At 40.4% G+C, this 20,665-nt stretch carries 22 protein-coding genes; 15 read left to right on the top strand and 7 right to left on the bottom strand.

Features of this window, described 5'->3' with window-relative positions:
• Positions 1–111 precede the first annotated feature (111 nt).
• From AC3IT7_RS07735 to AC3IT7_RS07705, 7 genes are all read left to right on the top strand, one after another.
• Positions 112–1,104 (top strand): aliphatic sulfonate ABC transporter substrate-binding protein, encoded by a 993-nt coding sequence (locus AC3IT7_RS07735; RefSeq protein ID WP_489248043.1) that lies wholly within the window; start codon positions 112–114, stop codon positions 1,102–1,104.
• Between the two features lie 76 nt (positions 1,105–1,180).
• Positions 1,181–2,776, top strand: a complete 1,596-nt coding sequence (locus AC3IT7_RS07730; RefSeq protein ID WP_489248042.1) for a rhodanese-like domain-containing protein — start codon at positions 1,181–1,183, stop codon at positions 2,774–2,776.
• 191 nt (positions 2,777–2,967) lie between these two features.
• On the top strand, positions 2,968–4,023 hold the full coding sequence (gene argC, locus AC3IT7_RS07725) for an N-acetyl-gamma-glutamyl-phosphate reductase (RefSeq protein ID WP_489248041.1): 1,056 nt from the start codon (positions 2,968–2,970) through the stop codon (positions 4,021–4,023).
• Between the two features lie 77 nt (positions 4,024–4,100).
• Entirely contained in the window at positions 4,101–4,850 is a 750-nt protein-coding gene (locus AC3IT7_RS07720) for a DUF6776 family protein (RefSeq protein ID WP_489248040.1), read from the top strand.
• Between the two features lie 18 nt (positions 4,851–4,868).
• Positions 4,869–5,282 (top strand): ATP-dependent Clp protease adapter ClpS, encoded by a 414-nt coding sequence (clpS, locus tag AC3IT7_RS07715; RefSeq protein ID WP_475654893.1) that lies wholly within the window; start codon positions 4,869–4,871, stop codon positions 5,280–5,282.
• A gap of 9 nt (positions 5,283–5,291) precedes the next feature.
• Positions 5,292–7,568: an ATP-dependent Clp protease ATP-binding subunit ClpA gene (gene clpA / locus AC3IT7_RS07710; RefSeq protein ID WP_489248039.1), complete on the top strand. Its 2,277-nt coding sequence runs from the start codon at positions 5,292–5,294 to the stop codon at positions 7,566–7,568.
• A gap of 92 nt (positions 7,569–7,660) precedes the next feature.
• Positions 7,661–8,014 carry a YnfA family protein gene (locus AC3IT7_RS07705; RefSeq protein ID WP_489248038.1) on the top strand — a complete coding sequence of 118 codons (354 nt, stop codon included), beginning with the start codon at positions 7,661–7,663 and terminating at the stop codon, positions 8,012–8,014.
• 106 nt (positions 8,015–8,120) lie between these two features.
• Here AC3IT7_RS07705 and AC3IT7_RS07700 read toward each other — a convergent pair whose 3' ends face one another.
• Positions 8,121–8,546 carry a hypothetical protein gene (locus AC3IT7_RS07700; RefSeq protein WP_489249990.1) on the bottom strand — a complete coding sequence of 142 codons (426 nt, stop codon included), beginning with the start codon at positions 8,544–8,546 and terminating at the stop codon, positions 8,121–8,123.
• A gap of 432 nt (positions 8,547–8,978) precedes the next feature.
• On the opposite strand from AC3IT7_RS07700, the gene AC3IT7_RS07695 reads away from it, so the two are divergent.
• The gene (locus AC3IT7_RS07695) at positions 8,979–10,271 is read left to right on the top strand and encodes an MFS transporter (RefSeq protein ID WP_489248037.1); all 1,293 of its coding nucleotides are present in this window, start codon (positions 8,979–8,981) and stop codon (positions 10,269–10,271) included.
• Between the two features lie 57 nt (positions 10,272–10,328).
• Here the strand turns inward: AC3IT7_RS07695 and argF are convergent, their stop codons facing one another.
• Together argF and AC3IT7_RS07685 are read right to left on the bottom strand one after the other, a co-directional pair.
• Positions 10,329–11,249, bottom strand: coding sequence for an ornithine carbamoyltransferase (argF, locus tag AC3IT7_RS07690; RefSeq protein ID WP_489248036.1), 921 nt, complete (start codon positions 11,247–11,249; stop codon positions 10,329–10,331).
• Positions 11,250–11,362: 113 nt separating this feature from the next.
• On the bottom strand, positions 11,363–12,013 hold the full coding sequence (locus tag AC3IT7_RS07685) for a TetR/AcrR family transcriptional regulator (protein WP_489248035.1): 651 nt from the start codon (positions 12,011–12,013) through the stop codon (positions 11,363–11,365).
• Between the two features lie 231 nt (positions 12,014–12,244).
• Between AC3IT7_RS07685 and prpB the strand changes: the two genes are divergently transcribed.
• Both prpB and prpC read left to right on the top strand, forming a co-directional pair.
• Positions 12,245–13,129 (top strand): methylisocitrate lyase, encoded by an 885-nt coding sequence (gene prpB, locus AC3IT7_RS07680; protein WP_489248034.1) that lies wholly within the window; start codon positions 12,245–12,247, stop codon positions 13,127–13,129.
• Between the two features lie 4 nt (positions 13,130–13,133).
• Entirely contained in the window at positions 13,134–14,273 is a 1,140-nt protein-coding gene (gene prpC / locus AC3IT7_RS07675; protein WP_489248033.1) for a bifunctional 2-methylcitrate synthase/citrate synthase, read from the top strand.
• Between the two features lie 58 nt (positions 14,274–14,331).
• On the opposite strand, the gene AC3IT7_RS07670 is transcribed toward prpC, so the two are convergent.
• Positions 14,332–14,952: an aminotransferase gene (locus tag AC3IT7_RS07670; protein ID WP_489249989.1), complete on the bottom strand. Its 621-nt coding sequence runs from the start codon at positions 14,950–14,952 to the stop codon at positions 14,332–14,334.
• Positions 14,953–15,050: 98 nt separating this feature from the next.
• Entirely contained in the window at positions 15,051–15,524 is a 474-nt protein-coding gene (locus AC3IT7_RS07665; RefSeq protein WP_475655110.1) for a CinA family protein, read from the bottom strand.
• Positions 15,525–15,777: 253 nt separating this feature from the next.
• On the opposite strand from AC3IT7_RS07665, the gene AC3IT7_RS07660 reads away from it, so the two are divergent.
• On the top strand, positions 15,778–16,008 hold the full coding sequence (locus tag AC3IT7_RS07660; protein WP_004280185.1) for a hypothetical protein: 231 nt from the start codon (positions 15,778–15,780) through the stop codon (positions 16,006–16,008).
• A gap of 632 nt (positions 16,009–16,640) precedes the next feature.
• On the top strand, positions 16,641–16,886 hold the full coding sequence (locus AC3IT7_RS07655; protein WP_489248032.1) for a hypothetical protein: 246 nt from the start codon (positions 16,641–16,643) through the stop codon (positions 16,884–16,886).
• Positions 16,887–17,052: 166 nt separating this feature from the next.
• Here the strand turns inward: AC3IT7_RS07655 and AC3IT7_RS07650 are convergent, their stop codons facing one another.
• A complete protein-coding gene (locus AC3IT7_RS07650; protein WP_489248031.1) occupies positions 17,053–17,394 on the bottom strand; it encodes a hypothetical protein in 342 nt (113 codons plus the stop codon).
• 1,254 nt (positions 17,395–18,648) lie between these two features.
• On the opposite strand from AC3IT7_RS07650, the gene AC3IT7_RS07645 reads away from it, so the two are divergent.
• Complete coding sequence (locus tag AC3IT7_RS07645) at positions 18,649–18,801, top strand: hypothetical protein (RefSeq protein ID WP_489248030.1); 153 nt, start codon at positions 18,649–18,651, stop codon at positions 18,799–18,801.
• Positions 18,802–19,047: 246 nt separating this feature from the next.
• Here the strand turns inward: AC3IT7_RS07645 and AC3IT7_RS07640 are convergent, their stop codons facing one another.
• Positions 19,048–19,674 carry an SOS response-associated peptidase gene (locus AC3IT7_RS07640; protein ID WP_489248029.1) on the bottom strand — a complete coding sequence of 209 codons (627 nt, stop codon included), beginning with the start codon at positions 19,672–19,674 and terminating at the stop codon, positions 19,048–19,050.
• A gap of 401 nt (positions 19,675–20,075) precedes the next feature.
• Here AC3IT7_RS07640 and AC3IT7_RS07635 point away from each other — a divergent pair, with 401 nt between their 5' ends.
• Together AC3IT7_RS07635 and AC3IT7_RS07630 are read left to right on the top strand one after the other, a co-directional pair.
• Complete coding sequence (locus AC3IT7_RS07635) at positions 20,076–20,345, top strand: hypothetical protein (RefSeq protein ID WP_489248028.1); 270 nt, start codon at positions 20,076–20,078, stop codon at positions 20,343–20,345.
• Between the two features lie 158 nt (positions 20,346–20,503).
• The gene (locus AC3IT7_RS07630; RefSeq protein WP_489248027.1) at positions 20,504–20,644 is read left to right on the top strand and encodes a hypothetical protein; all 141 of its coding nucleotides are present in this window, start codon (positions 20,504–20,506) and stop codon (positions 20,642–20,644) included.
• Positions 20,645–20,665 lie beyond the last annotated feature (21 nt).

The raw sequence follows: 20,665 nt of genomic DNA, 5'->3' as shown, positions 1-20,665 counted from the left end.
GTTTTTAAATCAAACTCCTCCTTTCTAGAATAGCGCCAAATAAAGCATTTCTTCGTCATTGATTTGAAAAATAAGAGTGCTTACTCAAATGCACTTTAGAGGGGTTAAGTTGTGATCCAATCAAAGCTATTATTCACTTTTTCGCTTATATCGAGCATTTTTTTAACCGCGTGTAATAAGACCGAAGCACCAAAAGTTGAAACGACGGCTGCAGAAGCAAGCTATAAAGCAGATACTGTACGCATCGGTTATCAACGTTCATCAACACTCATGACTTTATTAAAAGAAACAGGTGAATTGGAAAAACAACTGGCCGAAAAGAAAGTTAAAGTCAGTTGGCATGAATTTACCAGCGGTCAACCGCTTGCTGAAGCGCTCAATGTTGGCAGTATTGATGTCACCGCTGACGTTGCTGACACCGTACCTGTCTTTGCACAAGCAGCTAAAGCGAATCTAACTTATTATGCAAAAGAAACAGCATCACCAAATGCTCAAGCTATTTTGATTCCGCAGAACTCTTCGATTAAAACTGTGGCAGATTTAAAAGGTAAAAAGATTGCAGTCACTAAAGCTGCAGGTAGTCACTATCTATTGATTGCTGCATTAAATAAAGCTGGCTTAAGCTTTAAAGATATTGAACCTGCTTGGTTAAGTCCAGCAGATGGTCGTGCGGCATTTGAACATGGTGGTGTCGATGCATGGGTAACATGGGAGCCGTATGTATCAAGTGGTACAGTGGTGCAACATGCGAAGATTCTTGCTTCAGGCGAGGGCTTGGCGAGCTATACACGTTATTACTTAACAGGGCATAAATTTGCTCAGGAAAATCCAGCCATCTTAAATGATATCGTCAATGCATTAAAAGAAAAAGCAGCTTGGGTAAAACAAAATCCTGACGATGCAGCAAAAGTCCTTGCACCTCTATGGGGTAATTTGCCAACAGAAGTCGTTTTGAAGGCGAATGCAAATCGTAGCTATGATGTACAAGGTGTTGTATTAGATGACATGCCAGAACAACAAAAAATCGCAGATGCTTTCTTTAATGAAAAGCTGATTCCAAACACGATTGATGCAAATTCATCAGATATTTATCCATTGAAATAATACGTAAAAGCCTTGAAACAGTCGAGGCTTTTTTACTTGTATAAATAAATAGCCTAAGCAAATTTAGAGATCCTTCATGTCAAATATTCCAGAACTTAACTTTGTTCAAATCCGAGAAAAACTCCTCAATGGTGAAGAAATCGCAATCGTGGATCTACGCGAAGAGCATATTTATGCACAAGCACATCCATTGTTTAGCACCAATATTTCGCTTTCACGTTTAGAAGTTGAAATTCTCAATCGTATACCACGTTTAGACACTACGATTGTTATTTATGACGATGAAGATGGTCGCGTAGAACGGGCATTTGAAAAACTTACACGTTATAGCTATAGCCAAATTTATGTATTAAAAGGTGGGGTACAGGCATGGCAACGTGATGGTGGTGAACTGTTTGTAGATGTGAATTCTGCAACCAAAGCCTTTGGTGAGTGGGTGGAGCATTTTAAACATACGCCTTCTTTAAGTGCTGAAGAAGTTCAAGCTAAGATTGATGCAAAAGAAAATATTGTGATTTTGGATGCGCGCCGTTTTGATGAATACAACACCATGAGTATTCCATCAGGTCAAAGTGTGCCGGGTGCTGAATTGGTTTTGCGTGCACCTTCCTTAGTCAAAGATGAGAATACAACCATTATTGTTAATTGCGCTGGACGTACGAGAAGTATTATCGGAACACAGTCTTTGGTGAATGCAAAAATTAATCATCAAGTCTATGCACTTCGAAATGGCACAATCGGTTGGACTTTAGCAGGCCAAGAACTTGCTCATAGGCAACAAAAATCTTTTAAAGATCAAAAAACTTCGCTGAAACCAGAACTTTTAGAAAATGCCAAAGATTTAGCGCAACGTGCAAAAGTGAAAACGATTTCTCTGGATGAATTAAACACTTTAAAAGCAGATACGACACGCACGACTTATGTATTTGATGTGCGTGATGAAGAAGAATACATTGCAGGACATTTCGTAGGTTCAAAATGGGTTGCTGGTGGACAGCTCGTTCAAGAAGTTGACCATAATGCGGCTGTAAGAGGTGCGCGTATCGTACTTGTTGATGATCAATTCATACGTGCTTATATGACAGCCTCTTGGTTAGGACAAATGAATTGGGAAGTATATGTGCTAGAAACAGATTTCAGTACGGTATTGACTGAGCAAGGGGCTTGGCAGCCAAACGTGCCCGCGAGTAAAGTAATATCAACTATTACACCACAGCAACTCGTTGAACTACAGCAACAGCACGATGTGGCAATTTGGGATGTCTTACCGTTGGCACAATATAAAAAAGGTCATATTCCCAATGCAGCTTGGTTATTAAAAGCAGATGCAATCGAATTGATCCAACAACCTGAATGGCAAGCCAAAGATGTGATTGTGCTCACCTGCGGTAAATCGGTTTTAGCCAAGTTTGCAGCTGAAGACATTGAGCCATACTTAGCTGTACATCAAAAACTTTATGTACTTGAAGGTGGTAATACAGGCTGGAAAGCGGCTGGATTTGAATTGGTGACTGACAATATCATTACATTGTCTGCACAAATTGACCGTTATAAACGTCCGTATGAAGGTACAGATAACTCTCGTGAAGCCATGCAAGCATATCTGGACTGGGAGTTTGGGCTTGTAGATCAGTTGAAAAAAGATGGCACACACGGCTTCTTTGTTGTTTAAGCACATGTAAAAAAGAAATAACCAAACTCATTAAATGGGTTTGGTTATGTGAAATGAAGTATTTCAATTTTCTATTTTGGATTCGATCCAGCTTTCACTGCTAATAAAACGGCCAATTACCCCTAAAACAGTTCAGAAAATAAGAACTTCCTGTCATACTAACTGCATAAAAGAAACATTTATTTGAGGTAATGATTGTGATTTCAGTGGGTATTGTCGGTGGTACAGGTTATACAGGCGTTGAACTTTTGCGTCTTTTGCTACGACATCCAGATGTAAATGTAACAGCGCTGACATCACGTACTGAAGCAGGGCGTCGTGTTGATGACATGTTCCCGAGCTTGCGCGGTCATACCGATCTTAAATTTTCCGATTTAAGTCTGGATCTATTAAAAGCATGCGACGTCGTATTTTTCGCAACGCCACATGGGGTTGCCATGAAACATGCTGAAGAGCTGGTTGCTGCAAATACCAAAGTCATCGATCTGGCTGCAGATTTTCGTTTACAAGATCTTGAACAGTTTGAAAAATGGTATGGTATGCAACATGCTTGCCCAGAACTGTTAAAAGATTCTGTTTACGGTTTATCTGAATTGAATCGTGAAGAAATTAAAAAAGCCAATGTTATCGGGAATCCGGGTTGTTACCCAACTACAGTGCAGTTGGGTCTGGCGCCAGTTTTAAAAGCGACTGAAGCATTGGTGAAACCTGAAAGCATTATCATTGATGCAAAATCAGGTGTTTCAGGTGCAGGGCGTAAAGCCAGCCTGGGCATGATTTATTCTGAAAATGCCGATAACTTTAAGGCCTATGGTGTTGCTGGCCATCGTCATCATCCAGAAATTGTTGAAGCACTGGAAAATATTTCAGGTCAAAAAAATGTCTTTGATCATATTTTATTTGTCCCGCATTTGGTGCCAATGATCCGTGGTATGTTATCGACCATCTACATTGATTTAACCGAAGCAGGTCAGGCAGCAGATTTACAGGCACTGTATGAACAGTCTTATGCCAATGAAGCTTTTGTCGATGTGATGCCGGCAGGTAGCTCACCAGAAACCCGTTCAGTGCGCGGGGCGAACCAGTTGCGTATTGCCTTGTATAAGCCACAACCGACCAAACTGGTGGTACTGGCTGCACAGGACAATCTGGTGAAAGGCGCAGCAGGTCAGGCTGTACAGAATATGAACCTGATGTTTGGTTTCGCTGAAGATGCCGGCCTAAATAATATTGGTTTATTACCATAAAAAACGTATTAGAACTTCACACACATTTAGATTTGGATTTAAATGTGTGTCTTGATTAAAGCAAACAAGAGATCAAAATGCCGAATAACGAGTCAAATAAGACGCTTCCTCAGGAATCAGGTACGAAAAAACCATTCATGAAAGGCAATACGCCCTTGGTCATTGGTGCGGCTGTATTGATCCTGAGCAGTGGTGTACTCGGATATACCGTAGGACATCGTCAGGGTTTGACTGCGGCTGGCTATGATGCAGATGCAGAGCAACTGGTCGATGTGGTACAGACTCAGAAGACTCGTCTGGAAACACTGAACAAGAATCTGAATACTGCGGTTCAGGAACGTGATTTGGCCGTCAGTAATGCCAATGATCTATATCTGGCCATGACCAAGGCACGTGATGAACAGGTTCAGGCTGAAAGTGTCGGAACCATTTATCGCGAGATCTTGCGTCAGCGTGGCGGTTTGGCTCTGGCCGTACAAAACCTGTCGATTAAGCCTTTGCCTGAAAATGCTTTTGAATATCAGATTGATCTGGTTCAGGTCAGTCCAAGTAAAAGTCGTGCTTCAGGCAGTGTCGAATTACGTCTGATTAAAGGGACTGAAATTCTGGCGGTGCCACTCGAAGATAAAAACTTTAATTTTGAAAATTACGAGCGCTTAACGGGTCGCTGGACCATGCCTAAGGGCTTTAAGCCAGAATTTATTGAAGTGCGTCTCAGTGGTGCCAAGCCGGTGATTCGCCGTTTTAGCTGGGAGCAGGGTAAAGCAGTTGAAAACCAGTCTGCAGCCTTGTCAGAAATTCCGAAAACCGAAGCAAATGCAAATTAAGTGTGAAATATAAATCTTATGCCAAGCAATAAACGTCAAATGTGTTTAAGTGATATCAAAAATTCTTTTTCTGAGTCTGGAATTGTTGATTGGCATATCAGCCCGCGTTTAAGCAGCGAACCTCTTGAAAATGACGATTCTGATCTGGCAGTACAAACTGCTCCGCCAGAACTGAAGCGCCCGCCGTTATATGCTGTCGTTTTAATGAACGATGACTATACGCCGATGGAATTTGTAATTGAAATTTTACAACAATACTTTGCAATGAATCTTGACCAAGCTACACAAGTAATGCTAACTGTACATTATGAAGGAAAGGGTGTAGCTGGGGTCTATCCTCGAGACATTGCGGAAACCAAAGCGAACCAAGTCAATAATTATGCTCGATCACAAGGTCATCCATTACTTTGCCAAATAGAGCCTAAAGATTAAGGGGGTTACATGCTCAGTCGTCAATTAGAAGTATCACTACGTTTGGCTGTCAGCATGGCTCGTCAAAAGAGACATGAGTTTCTGACTGTAGAACATTTATTATTAGCCTTGCTCGACAATGATTCTGCCGTAAATGCCCTGAAAGCATGTGGCGCAGATATTATCGTGTTGCGTAAGGAATTAGAAGAGTACGTCGAACAACATACCCCTAAACTTGGTGAAAATAGTGATCAGGCACCACACCCGACAGAAAGCTTTGACCGGATCTTGCAGCGCGCGATTTTTCACGTGCAGTCAAGCGGCGGTGATCGCACTGTAGAAGGTGCCGATATTCTGGTTGCCATGTATTCTGAGCGTGATTCGTTTGCAGTCTATCTGTTGAAACGTCATCAAATTAACCGTCTGACCCTGACCCAGTACCTGTCACATGGTACGCGCAAAGAGGACGTACAATCTGAAGAAGAGATCGAAGATCTGGATGGTGAATCGGCATCTTCAGCCAGTTCAGGTCCACTTGAGCTTTATACGACCAATCTGAATGTAGAAGCACAAAAGGGCAAGACTGATCCGCTGATTGGTCGTGAAAAAGAAATTGAACGTGCCGCGCAGATTCTCTGCCGCCGTCGTAAAAACAATCCACTGCTTGTTGGTGATCCGGGTGTCGGTAAAACCTCGATTGCCGAAGGTCTGGCATGGTTAATCGTCAATGGCAAAGCACCAAAACCACTGGAAAATGCTGAAATTTTCAGTCTGGATATTGGTGCCTTGGTGGCGGGAACCAAATACCGCGGTGACTTTGAAAAGCGTCTGAAACAGCTTTTAAATGCGCTGAAAAAGAAACCGGAAGCCGTACTGTTTATTGATGAGATTCACATGATTATTGGTGCAGGCTCGAGTATGGGCAGCACCATGGATGCATCCAATCTGATCAAGCCGGCTTTGGCCAATGGTACATTACGCTGCATCGGGTCTACCACGTTCCAGGAATACCGTCAGGTCTTTGAGAAAGATCATGCTTTATCACGTCGTTTCCAGAAAATTGATGTCAATGAGCCATCTATTTCTGAAACCATTGATATTTTACGTGGTCTGAAATCGAAGTTTGAAGATTTCCATCATGTGCAATATGATGATCAGGCCTTGGTGTCGGCAGTTGAACTTTCTGCCAAATTTATCAATGACCGTTTCTTGCCAGACAAGGCGATTGACGTGATTGATGAAGCCGGTGCGCAGCGCCGTCTGAAAGCTGAACAGGACGACAGCCTGATCACCGTAGAAAATATTGAAGATATCGTCTCCAAAATTGCCCGTATTCCACCGAAAACTGTTTCTAAGGACGACAAGAGCGTACTGGAAAATCTTGAGCGTGATCTGAAACGTGTGGTTTTTGGTCAGGATGAAGCCATTGAAGCTTTAGCCTCAGCCATTAAACTGTCACGTGCCGGTTTGAAATCTCCAGATAAACCAGTTGGTAGCTTTGTCTTTGCGGGTCCAACCGGTGTCGGTAAAACTGAAGTGACCAAGCAGCTGGCGAAACAGATGGGCGTAGAGCTGGTTCGTTTCGATATGTCCGAATATATGGAGCGTCATGCGGTATCCCGTTTGATCGGGGCACCTCCGGGCTATGTCGGTTTTGATCAGGGCGGTTTACTCACCGATGCGATTCACAAGAATCCGCACTGTGTCTTGTTGCTCGATGAAATCGAGAAAGCACATCCTGATGTCTTTAATCTGTTATTACAAATCATGGATCATGGTTCCCTGACTGATAACAATGGACGTAAATCTGATTTCCGTAATGTAGTACTGGTTCTTACCACCAATATTGGTGCAGAAAGTATTTCTCGTGTCAGCATCGGTTTCATGGATCAGGACAATAGCAACGATAATCAGGAAGCAATGAAGAAAGCCTTCTCGCCAGAATTCCGTAACCGTCTTGACGGCGTGATTCAGTTCAAGGCATTGCCAAGCAGTATTATTGAAAATGTAGTAGATAAATTCCTGACCGAATTGCAAGCACAACTGGATGACAAGAAAGTCATGCTGGAAGTGGATCAGAGTGCACGCGAATGGATGGCTGAACAGGGCTATGACCGTTTGATGGGTGCGCGTCCAATGCAACGTCTGATTCAGGAACATCTGAAAAAACCACTGGCAGAAATGATCCTGTTTGGTGAACTGGCTGAAAATGGCGGCAACGTTGCAGTATCAGTGAAGAAAGAAAATGGTAAACCTGTCGGTTTGAAACTTGAAGTCTTTGAAGACCAGACGGCTGAACCTGCTTAATCCATATGAAAAAATAAAACCCGTGCTTGCACGGGTTTTTTCATGTGTTCCTGTCTTTAACCAAGTAACTTCATTTTTATAAAAGATAAATCATGGATATTCAGATTAGCAAACTGTTCACTACATTTTTTCTGTTTTTGGTCACGGCATTGATGGAAATTTTAGGCTGTTATTTTCCCTACCTGATTTTAAATCAGGGGAGAAGCCATTGGTTATGGATTCCAACAGCATTGGCTTTGGCAGCTTTCGTCTGGCTATTAACCTTGCATCCGGCTGCATCAGGACGAATTTATGCTGCATATGGTGGTATTTATATTTTCTCAGCGCTAATGTGGTTGCGTTTCGTAGATCAAGTCACCTTGTCGCGTTGGGACTTGCTTGGCGGCATGGTGGTGATACTTGGTGCACTGATTATAATTCTACAGCCGCAAGGGCTGGTTCGTTAGCAGCACCTAATCTGATATAAGAGCAAGATTCATCAGAAAAGGTAGCCATCGCTACCTTTTTATTGCTGGATTTCGAATCTAAACCTGGTTGTTGATTACTTCCAGACTATTTTACTTTACAGTCCTTCTGGGAAATTTCGGTCTTATACGTTTGGGTCTGCGAAATCAGGCTGAGTTCCACCTTGTATGGATTCTCGATCTGATAGCGATGTTCAAAGAAAATCTTGCAATTGTTGAGCAAATTATTGCGGATCACTTTCATTACTTCCTTACGCCCCAAGTCTTTTTCAAATTGGCTAAAGTCGGGAGTAGTGATTAAACCTTTCAGGATAGTTTTATTTGCACTTAACTGTAATTGTTCAATAATCGTATTCTGGTCGATTTGTAAAGGCAAAGTTCTAGAATCTTCTGCACTGAGTAGTGCGAGTAATTCATTTAGTTCAGTTTTTTTCTGGATTTTAAATTTGCTGTCAATAATATTTCTTTCTTGAAGATATTGGTCAAATTCGGATGCCTGAACTTGTACAGTCATACCAACCAGGCTTAAAGCCAAAACCCATGAACTGAACACTATTTTTTTCATTGAAATACACTGCGCTTATTATTCATTCACTTATTATAAATGGTTGCACCAAAAAAGCACTTCTCTAAACATGTTTTATTGTACCTGCGACTTTAAGATGCATATTTAAGATCTCTAAAAATATAGAACAAATGGCTCCTATTTTTATTTGTTTCAACAATGTGTCTATATAAAACCTACAAATATAGGTAATCGTTCAGATAATCTTATATTCATCTTTATTTGAATGATATTTCAATTAATTAATTAAGCTTTTCTGGCATTGTTATTGAATGATTTAGTTTTGTTCTTAAATTTTTGAAATTTACATCGAAATTTTTAGTAAGTGAAATTTTTTAGGGTGAAAAATCAATCTTTTTATATTGTGTATGGTAATTATTCATGAGTCAGAATTATACGAAAGAAGAAAAAAAGGGTCGAATAAAAGGAATTGTTGGCGCAGCGTCAGGTAACTTGGTTGAATGGTTCGACTTTTATATTTATGCCGTATTTGCTGTATATTTTACCAAGGCACTCACCGCACCAGATATGGATAGCTCTACACAAGCCATTTATGTGTGGGGTGTATTTGCTGCCAGCTTTTTTATGCGTCCAATTGGTAGTTGGGTCTTTGGTCGAATTGCCGACAAACATGGTCGCAAGAAATCTATGGTGATCTCGATCTGCTTAATGGCAGTCAGCTCATTTATGTTTGCCTTGCTACCAACACATGAACAAGTCGGCATGCTGGCGCCATTCTTACTGTTATTAGTCCGATTATTACAGGGCTTATCCGTCGGTGGTGAATATGGTGCTGTTGCGACATATATGAGTGAACTGGGATTAAAAGGTCAACGTGGCTTTTTCTCCTCATTCCAATATGTAACCTTAACAGGCGGTCAGTTATTAGCAAGTTTACTCGGTGTCATTTTCTTAGCATTTATGACTGAGCAACAGCTACTTGATGGCGGCTGGCGTATTCCCTTTGTGATTGGTGGTGTTGCTGCGATTGTGTCACTCCTTGCACGTAGTCGTTTAGAAGAAACACTTGCGACTGAAGAAAGTGATAAAGAAGAGTCGGGTACATTGCGTGAGTTATTTCGTAATCACTGGAAAACCTTCTTATTGGTTGTGGGTTATACATCTGCGGGATCACTCAGTTTCTATGTCATTACTGTTTATTCAAAAACCTATTTGACCAATATTGGGATTGCATCTCAAACGGTAGGTCTCATCATGACAGGATGTATTTTTGTCTTGATGGTGGCACAGCCATTCTTTGGTGCATTGTCAGATCGGATCGGTCGACGTACCTGTATGTTGTTGTTTAGTGGTTTGATGGCACTCGCGACTTATCCCGTGATGGCAATTGGGATGCGTAGTTTTAATGATTCACCATTTATCATTGCATTGCTGCTGGTCTTCCTGATGTTGATCCTGAGTCTATATACGTCCATTGGTGGGATTGTTAAAGCAGAGATGTTCCCACCCCATGTACGTGCGCTTGGTGTTGGTTTCTCATACGCTGTGGGTAATGCTGTCTTTGGTGGTTCTGCACCGACAGTTGCATTGCAGTTTAAGTCGATGGGCATTGAAAATATCTTCTTCGTTTATATTATTTTCATGTTAATTATTTGTTTCTTCTGTAGTTGGCAGCTTCCACGAGAGCCTAAATATCTTAAAAATGATCATTAACTCATCTGATCCATCATAAAAAAAGCACCCTGAGGTGCTTTTTTTATGTAATCCACATTAGTCTTTTTTCAGATTTTCATTAATCAGGAATTCAACCAGGGCTTTTTGTGCATGTAGACGGTTTTCAGCTTCATCCCAAACCACAGCATTTTTATGGTCAAGCAGGTTTTCTGAAATTTCTTCGCCACGGTGTGCCGGCAGACAGTGCATGAACAGGCAATCCGGATGCGCCAGGTCCATCAGGCGTTCATTGACCTGATAATCGGCAAAGGCTTTTTCACGAATTTTCTGTTCTTCTTCCTGTCCCATACTGGCCCAGACGTCAGTCACGATCAGGTCAGCATTTACAGCCGCATCTTCAGCGGTATCTACCAGTTCCACACAATGTGCAAATTCTGACAGGAACTGTTGTTGCGGTTCATAGCCTTTTGGTGCAGCAACTTTCAGCTTGAAGCCCCACATGTGTGCTGCCTCAATATATGAGTTACACATGTTATTGCCATCGCCAATCCATGCCACGGTTTTACCTTCAATCGGACCGCGCTGTTCCAGATAAGTCTGCATGTCCGCAAGCAACTGACAAGGGTGATGGTCATCAGTCAAGGCATTGATGACTGGAACTTTTGAATAAGAGGCGAAACGCTCTACAATATCATGCCCAAAGGTACGGATCATGACAATATCCAGCATGCTGGAAATGACACGGGCTGAATCTTCGATCGGTTCACCGCGACCCAATTGGGTGTCACGTGAAGACAGGAAAATCGCGCTACCACCGAATTGGCTCATGCCTGCTTCAAACGAAACACGTGTACGGGTACTGGATTTTTCAAAAATCATGCCCATTACTTTACCAACAAATGGCTGGAACACTTCATTGTTATGCTGTTTGCGCTTAAGCTCAATTGCGCGTTGCAGGATCTGGTTAAGTTCTAAAGTTGATAAATCGCGTAAGGTGAGAAAGTGACGGAGAGCCATTCGTTACTCCACAATAATTGCCGAAAAACTCGATCAACAATCAGTTGTTGGTTAGTTTAAGAAAAAATACGGAATCGGCTAATATACTATAAGCAATCAAAAATGCAAAAAAACTAGACTTTTTGATGACCGTCTAAAAAGCGATCCACACAATAACTGACATATTTGTCGATTTCCTGATCATCTTCCTGGATCGGAATTCCCATCAGGATGCGCCATTCCAGGTTACGCAAGATACCAAAATACAGCTGCGCCGAATATTGAGGATGTTCGCAATGTAACAGGCCTTGGGCATTGGCCTGCTCCAGGGCTGTCGCAATCGCACTCTGTACCTGAACTGGACCACGTTCATGAATATGCAGCGCAAGTTCCGGATTGCGTTGACTCTGTTCCAGCACCAGGCGCATAAAGGCCGAATTTTCCGGTTGCATGATCTGATGATAAAAATTTAGCAGGGTATGGATTAAATAACTACGAAAATCCAGTGCCATCAGTTCGATCGGAATGCAGATATCTTCAAAAAACTTGTTGCGACGATAATCACAGATGGCCTTGAACAGGCCTTCTTTATTGCCAAAGTATTTATAGATAGAAGCTTTAGAGCCACCGGCATGCTGAACAATATCATCGAGCGAGACTGCATCATAACCACGTTCCAGAAATAGCTCGGTTGCATTGATCAGCAGCGCAATACAGCGCTCATGACCACGTTTGGTCTGGGGCAGATCTTTGGCGAGCGGTTCTAGGGCGAGAAAGTCTTGCATAGGAGATAATACATCGACATGTCAATAGAGATTGAACTGCCATCATAGCAAATATATGCACATATTTCATGGTTGGAGCAATTGAGAGCAGGATTTGCCAGACAAGCTGAAGTAAAACTTCAAAATTTGACTAAAGTTTTAGAGTATTTGTTCTATTGGGTTATGGAATGAGCAAGCCAAATGAGTATACTCGAATTTCAATAATTATAGCCAAGACTGTGGAAAAGGAAGATGACAGAACAAATGTCTGCAGGTTTAAGATTTAGACAAGTACTTGAAGTCGAGAAACCATTGCAAATTATGGGCACCGTAAATGCCTATGCTGCCATGATGGCCAAACAAGTCGGTTATAAAGCCATTTATTTATCAGGTGCGGGTGTCGCGAATTATTCTTATGGCTTGCCTGACCTGGGCATGACCAGTCTGGATAATGTGCTTGAAGATGTACGCCGGATTACAGAACGTGTTGATACTCCCTTGCTGGTCGACATTGATACCGGTTGGGGTGGCGCATTGAATATTGCCCGTACGATCAAGCAGATGATTGCCGCAGGTGCCGCTGCAGTTCATATTGAAGATCAGGTGGCACAGAAGCGCTGTGGCCATCGTCCCAATAAAGAAATCGTATCGCAACAGGAAATGGTCGATCGTATTAAAGCTGCAGTCGATGCAAAAACCGATGCAAACTTTGTAGTGATGGCGCGTACCGATGCCCTACAAAAAGAAGGCCTGCAAGCGGTGATTGACCGTGCCTGTGCCTGTGTTGAAGCGGGTGCAGATGCGATTTTTGCCGAGGCGATGACCGATATCACCATGTATCGTACGGTATGCGATGCAGTCGGTGTGCCGGTACTGGCGAATATTACCGAATTTGGCGATACGCCGTATTATACGGTAGATGAACTGGCCGAGCAGGGTATTGGCATGGTGCTGTATCCATTATCAGCGACACGTGCCATGCAAAAAGCAGCACTGGAAGTCATGCGCTCAGTGCGCGAACATGGTACTCAGGTGAATGTGCTGGATATCATGCAACAACGAAAAGAACTCTACGAATTTTTAGATTATCACAGCTTTGAAGACACATTAGATAAACTGTTTAAACAGGAGAATTAAAAAAATGGCTGAAGGAAAAGTACTCACCGGCGCAGGATTGCGCGGACAAGTGGCAGGTAAAACTTCACTTTCGACTGTAGGCAAAAGTGGTGCAGGTCTGACTTATCGTGGTTATGATGTAAAGGATCTGGCTGAACATTGCCAGTTCGAAGAAGTCGCTTACCTGATTTTCTTTGGCGAGCTGCCAACCTCAGAACAATTGGCCGCTTATAAAGCCAAACTCAAATCCCTGCGCACCTTACCTCAGGCACTAAAAGAAGTGCTTGAACGTATTCCTGCCGATTCACATCCGATGGATGTCATGCGTACCGGCGTATCCATGCTGGGCAATCTGGAAACAGAGCTGTCTTTTGAACAGCAACAGGATATTGCAGACCGTATTCTGGCCACCTTGCCGGCCATCATTTGTTATTGGTATCGTTATAGCCATGACGGCGTGCGTATTGAAGAAAATACCGATGATGATTCAATTGGTGCGCAGTTCCTGCATTTACTGCATGGTGAAAAGCCAAATCAACTGCATGAACAGGTGATGAATGTTTCCCTGATTCTATATGCAGAGCATGAATTCAACGCTTCAACCTTTACTGCGCGTGTCTGTGCATCAACGTTGTCTGATCTGCATTCTTGTATTACCGGTGCAATCGGTTCCTTGCGTGGACCTTTACATGGTGGGGCCAATGAAGCGGCGATGGACATGATCGAAAACTGGCAGTCACCTGAAGAAGCTGAACGTGAAATGCTGGGCATGCTGGAACGTAAAGAAAAAATCATGGGCTTTGGTCATGCGATCTATAAAGATAATGATCCGCGTAATGACATCATCAAGGTCTGGTCTGAGCGTCTAGCCAAAGATGTAGGCGATACCGTGTTGTATCCGGTATCGGTACGCTGTGAAGAAGTGATGTGGCGTGAGAAGAAGCTATTCTGTAATGCAGACTTCTTCCATGCATCGGCTTATCACTTTATGGGTATTCCAACCAAGCTGTTTACCCCGATTTTTGTAATGTCACGTGTAACCGGCTGGGCGGCACATGTGATGGAACAACGCGCAGATAACCGTATTATCCGTCCAAGTGCAGATTATACCGGGCCGGAGCTGCGCAAAGTGGTGCCGATTGCCGAGCGTTCTACTGCGGCTTAATTCGTTAGCGTTAATAATATAAAAAGGTCTCAATCGAGACCTTTTTTATTGGCTTCTTTTACTTGCTGAGAAGTACCGGATCTTCGATGGTATAGCCTGTTTCAAAAGGAATACCCAAATACTGGACTGTCACCAGTGTTTTATTCTGTCGTGGAACTTGATAGGCCTGGCTGATTTTTAAGCCTGGTTGATAACTGACTGCCTGATGAAGCGGACTTTTTTGGGAGCCAGATTTTACTTGATATTGATAGGACCATTTTGGCACTTTCTCCTGTGGATCATGCCAGGCAGGAGCAGTACCCTTTGTCGTTTTTAAAATTTTAAGTTCTGGTTTGGATTTTTGGATCGGATGTAATGGCACTAAGCGCTTCTTGATTTTGGCAATATCCTGATCAAATTTGCGGCTATCCTGATCATAATCAATGCGTTTGGTTTTGGGATTGATATATAAGGAATTGACCTGAATCAGTTGATTCGGCGTTTTCGACTTAAAATTATAATAATACAGTTGAGGCAAGCGCCCACGACCGTCCAGGTAGTGACGCATGACATAAAGCTTTTGCTCTTTAACTTCATAGCCTAAGACTTCAATATTTTGTGGTCCACCGACCGTAGCGAAAGCCAGACCGGGCAAGCCGAGAGGGAGCAGAAGCAGCGCCGTTTTAATATTCATGATTATTCTACCCTCAACAATAGATTAGCATTTGATTCTGCTAATCTATCTTAAAATGCAGTAGAAATAATGAAGCGTGTTGCAGTACAACGATGACAATGAATTTAATTATTCAATAGATTAATCATATCATGTGCAACCACTGCGGACAGCTTATTCAGGCGCTCAAGCGGGGTACCTTTCAGGTAATACTGGAATTGATGCACCTGAGTACCGTCATTAATGGCAACGAAGAAAGTTCCTTCAGGTTTTTCTGGTGTCGCGCTACCACCGGGTTTAAGTAAACCGGTACAGGCAATAATCCAGTCTGCATCCTGGAACATCTTTTTACCCGCTTCTGCGAGTGCAACAGTGACCGGCATGGACTCGGCAGTGTAACTATTGATCAAATTTTGCGAAATACCCAATATTGAGGTTTTTACATTGACATCGTAGCAGACCAAGCCGCCAGCCAGAATTTCAGCACCATCGCCTTTACAGATGGAAAACTGGCTGCAAAGATAGCCTGAACTTGCACTTTCGATAAAGGCAATTTTTATGTTTTTCTCTTCGAGTAAGCCGCAGCATGTTTTAAGCATAGTTTCTATATTTTCTTGGTGGGAGTGATTTTTAGATCAATGTAGACTGATTTTTTCTGTCTATCAACTCCAAGTATATTTATATTTTTCTAAAAGTTAAATTTTTTTCACGTTATTGATGTAAGAGAAAGTGATTGCACAAAACAGGTCTGACTGTCTAAAGCCTAGGCATTTTTTGAAAATAGAGGTTTCATCTTGCTGCGAACAGTGGTAAAAATAAAAATAAAGTGCTTAATGAAAGTAGGTTATTAGTATGAAAACCACAGTGAAATATGTCGTATTAAAAAGTCTAGACTATCAATTGGGTACACCATTATTTCAAGAAGAAATTGATGCTGATGGCCAATATTTTGACCAGATTCCAAGCACAATTTCTTATCAGAATTTGCAATTTAAGGTAAAAAGTAAAGAGCTAAAGCGTTTGCACCTTGCAGAAGAGCAGGAAGATACTCAAACCATTATTGTTAAAGTTGTCAATATCTAATATCGACTGCAATATTAATAAGCCTCTTTTTTAAGAGGCTTATTTTTTAGCTAAAGATAAGTTAATAAAAGATTTTTAAAAATATAGGTTTTACCAAAGTTAATAATGAGATAACCAAAAATATTTTATAATGAAAAGTCAAGATACATTGGAAACAACATAATAATTATGCGTGAAGCAATGTTACATATCGTATATCACCTTATTAAAAAACATTCTAATTAAATAAGATTTTTTAATATTTTATTATATTTTATAGAATATTGCTCAATAAGATATAATTTTTATTTAATGTTTAAATCAATTACTTAATTTTGTGAATGAATGAGTTATGATTCTTTTTTAATTAATATGGAATACTTTCTATATATTATTTTTGAGTTAAGTTATTACTTTTATTGAATAATAAAAATTTTATAAACTATAGTCTTTCATTATGTGTTTATTTCATTATATAAGGTAATTTATGTTGCTAATTAATCCCGACTTCAACTACTTAGCTTACTATTTTTTACATTGAATTAATCTGTAACAGGTTATAGGTTGGCGAATTCTTAAAAATGCGTAGAGTAGATATTAAGTCGAAACTCTATCGGCTTTTAATTTAAAGCAAATAGTAAGGAGTTACACCAATGGCTAATAATCAACAGCAAGACCAACAGAAACAGCAACAACAACAGCAGCAAGATCAACAGCGTACGCAAGATCAGCAACGTCAACAAAATAACCAGCAAAGTCCGAATCAGCAACAAAACAACCAGCAGCAACAACAGCCGCAGGGTCAGAATAATCAACAGCAGCGTGATCAGCAGCAACAACAGCAGCAGCCACAACGCAATCAGCAAAAAAACCAGCAGTCTCAACAAGATCTGGAATAATTGCTGAATCAGCAGTATGGGATTAACTCACAGCATTTGTGTGGTCTGATAGGATCAGTCAAATCTGTGACCTTAATTCTGTTTCAGCTGTAATCTCTTCATAAAAAAACCGCCTGATTCAGGCGGTTTTTTTAAGGCATACATATACTTATAAAAGAGCTATAAATTAACATTGGATATTGGCCTTTTGTTTATAGAAGTTTAGGGCATTATCCAAATCTGACAGAAGCTCTTTTTCTGTATATTCATTAGGCATAAGTTGTAAAAGGGCAGGCATATAGTTGGTTTTATATTCTTCAGGATATTGTTCACATAATATGCGGGTTCTTTGTTCAAGGCTAATAGTGGACGAATCCAATTGATCCAGATATGTACTAAGCCGCTGATCAGATTGCTCAAATTGTGTCTTAACGGCTGGATCAGATGCTGCCAAGTTGTCTGCTTGCTGTTTCTGGCAACCACTTATGGCCAGACTCATCAACAAAATAATAAATATGCGATTTTTCATATGCCAAACTATTCTTATTCCTCATATGAAAAATTATAGAGACAAATGGCTAAAAAGAAAGTGGTCATCTATCTGCTTGCTAAGAAGTTGAAAGCTTCTGACTTCGTTAAAAGCTGAAAACAAATTATTTTATTCTAAAAAATCCCAAATTAATCTTGATGAAGATCTAAGTGAGTTGTTTAGCACTGACTCAAATGCCTTAAAAAGGAAATTGAGCTAATAAAATATATTTTCTGCTTAAAATTCAGTCATTTCATTAAGAAAATTAACGTATCCCGCACATTTGGAAACATAGCCTCTATACATCTTACACAGATTGGCGATTGGGCCAGTGCTATCTTAACTTCATTCGAAAAACCTACTGAAAATAATTAAAAATCAGCACATTATAAAGCCTGCTTAATTTAGGAGAGTTAAGCAGGCTTTTTTTCTTAGATCCAAGAAAGTTAAGTATTCTTTATTTGCTCTAACTGTAATGATTTCTTCACATAAGTTTTCATATACAACATAAAACCTGAAAATTCTCTCAAGAGTGAAACATGAATAGATGTTATTTATATATCTCTTTTCATGAAAAGACAGGACAAAGCTATGATGAGATGTATATGTGCATTTGGCATGGGCGTGATGGTTGGTTGTTGTTTTAAATCTTGCAAAGAAAAAATGTGTCAGATGATGAGCAGTGATCACAGCAAGAAAAGCCAGGCACCTAAATCTGAACAGCCTGTACAAGCTTAAATTTCGTAAACTGAGTTTTGACTGTTTTGTTCAGGATTTATATCTAAGTCATTATTTTAATTTATAAATTTAATGATTTTATATCAATTGGTTTTACATTTAACGCAATACAAGCTTAATCGCTGATTAAGCTGTTTAGATTCAGGAGAAGAACATGATCCAATTTATATTTTGTTTATTTGGCCTTCATGGTGCGACTGAAATCAATTACGGTGGTGAGTATGAAGAAATCAAAGAGTGCCGTAATTGCTTGAAAGATATTGAATGATGCTCCAGTTCAGTAGATGTATTGCTACAGATGAATCCCCGCTTGATTATTAATCGGTGGGGTTTTTCTTTTCTATGGAAATTTTATATATATGATATTGCTGGAGATAAGATAAATCTGTCTGATAAAGTTGTTTAATCCGGAATTTTATACACCAGCGTTAATGTGGATGTGAAACATAAATATAATTGATGTTTAGCCCTATATATCCTATTAATTTGTGTATTAGCCAGATAAAGGGAATATATATGACCAACAAAACAGACCATGAATCTGACCAGGAAGATAATCCACAAAAAGAATCCAATGATGATAAAGGCAATCAAGACTCTTATAAGGGTGTGAAGCCAGAGAAAAAACCCAATGCTGAACCTGAAAATCCTTTGAGAGAGCAGAAATAGCTTTTTCATATTTAAGAAGCCCTAACTTGTGTTAGGGCTTTTACATACTCAGTCATCGAATCTATTTTTATGAACAAAGCGGATTCAGCTTGCTTCAACATCAAGTGAATAATCTATGCTGAATATCTTGTTCTGATTAAAACTATTTGGACTTAAATACTGTTGAGCGCGATCATTTTATGTAGCTTGAGGATTTGAACACGTACTTAAAATCAATCATAAAGTAGAGTTTAAACTCAAGTTTTCCTATGCACGCTTGTCTCTAGGTTTTGCTATAAATTCATCTTTCATTGCAAAGAAAAATTCATGTGCACGTTCGTGCTTACACTGCAACCAGTCATGGCGTGATTCTTCCGGAATGACAATAATCGAGCGTTTTTCATCATCTGGATTGTGGAACTGTTGCATAAAGGGGTGCCGATCGGCGTTAATCGTGAGCATCGAAAATGAGCGGATTTTCTGGCCGTCAATGAGCGCATCATCATAAATCGCAGCAACGGTAAAAGGGTCACCATCTTGACGCGAGATCGCATACCAATGCGACTTACCCTCGATATATCGAGGTTCATAAAACATATCTACCGGCACCAGAGCAAACTGGTCATTTTTCCAGGCATGCCGAAAACTTGGTTTGGAAGCCACTGTTTCAGTACGGGCATTGTAGGTATGTCGACCATATTTTAACTCTTTTGCCCATGAAGGAATTAATCCAAAACAGGCAATATCCAGTTCAAACGCGTTAGCACCGCGCAGAATGATGGGAGCTGGAGCTAAAGGGTATACGTGTGATTGCATGTCTAATTCGAGTTGCTCTTCATGAATATCTAATAAAGAGAGACGTTGTTTCGAGGGGAATTCGTAGTTTGAACACATGGCCGACCTCTTTACTGAGCATAATGCTCTGCAATAAAAATTCAAAGTATAAGAACGCTGACTTCAAAACAACTCGAAATGGTAAGTCTAGATTTGGCAATGCCAGAAAAGCTTTCCTGTTTTTTGGTGATCGTTTGAATCTGGAAGCGATATAGGGCAAGTAAATTTAAACAAGCTCAGACTATATTGATAAATATGATTTATAAGGCTAAATTTTCTTAACCTTGAAGTGCTAAAACCCCGATGCACAGTTGATTGCCAAAGCATGGGCTTTTGTGTACTTAATAAAATATTCGAGAAAACGGTTTACATAAACGGTAAGAAAAGATCAAACATTCTGATCAGGATCCCTTCAGAATAGGCATTCATCATAAAGCGCATAATTTTAGAGAAAATACAGAATGCCTAGAAATAATTATTTACCCGCTCTAGAACAGGTTTATGAATTTTTAAAAGAACGTCCCGGGTTTAAACAGAAAAGTGAGTTTGATAAGACGGTAGAATATTTTAGTGTTTTACATGAAGGTGATTCGCAAGACTTCAGTATTCAGGCATTTCATAATATTAGCGGTCAATTTGGAACTAAAGAGATATTAAGCATAAGTGCTGCGCCAAAATTTACTGATAAAAGTGATTTTCTGAACTGGGTAAATATACAAATTAATCATTAGTGCTTGATCTTTATAAATCACATCAACGCTGGATGTTGATTATCTGCTGTCCATACAATATTTAACAGATAGTACAGAAAGCACTCGAAATTGAGTTGGAAAGCTACAAATTTGAATGATAATTTAATATTCAAATCTGACAGTTAATGAGGTGAGCAATGAAGTTGTTGACTTTGTTTGGTGTAGGGGTAGCAGCAAGCTATTGTTATAAATCAATGAAAAATGGCAAGCTAACTCTTTCAAAACCAAATTTTGATGAAAGCGTAAAGCAATTTGTACTACAAGAATTTGCGGCTTGATAAAGGATTAATTATCACCCC

The sequence above is a fragment of the Acinetobacter sp. KH_038 genome (genome assembly GCF_057839405.1).
This window is presented reverse-complemented; position numbering and strand designations above follow the sequence as displayed.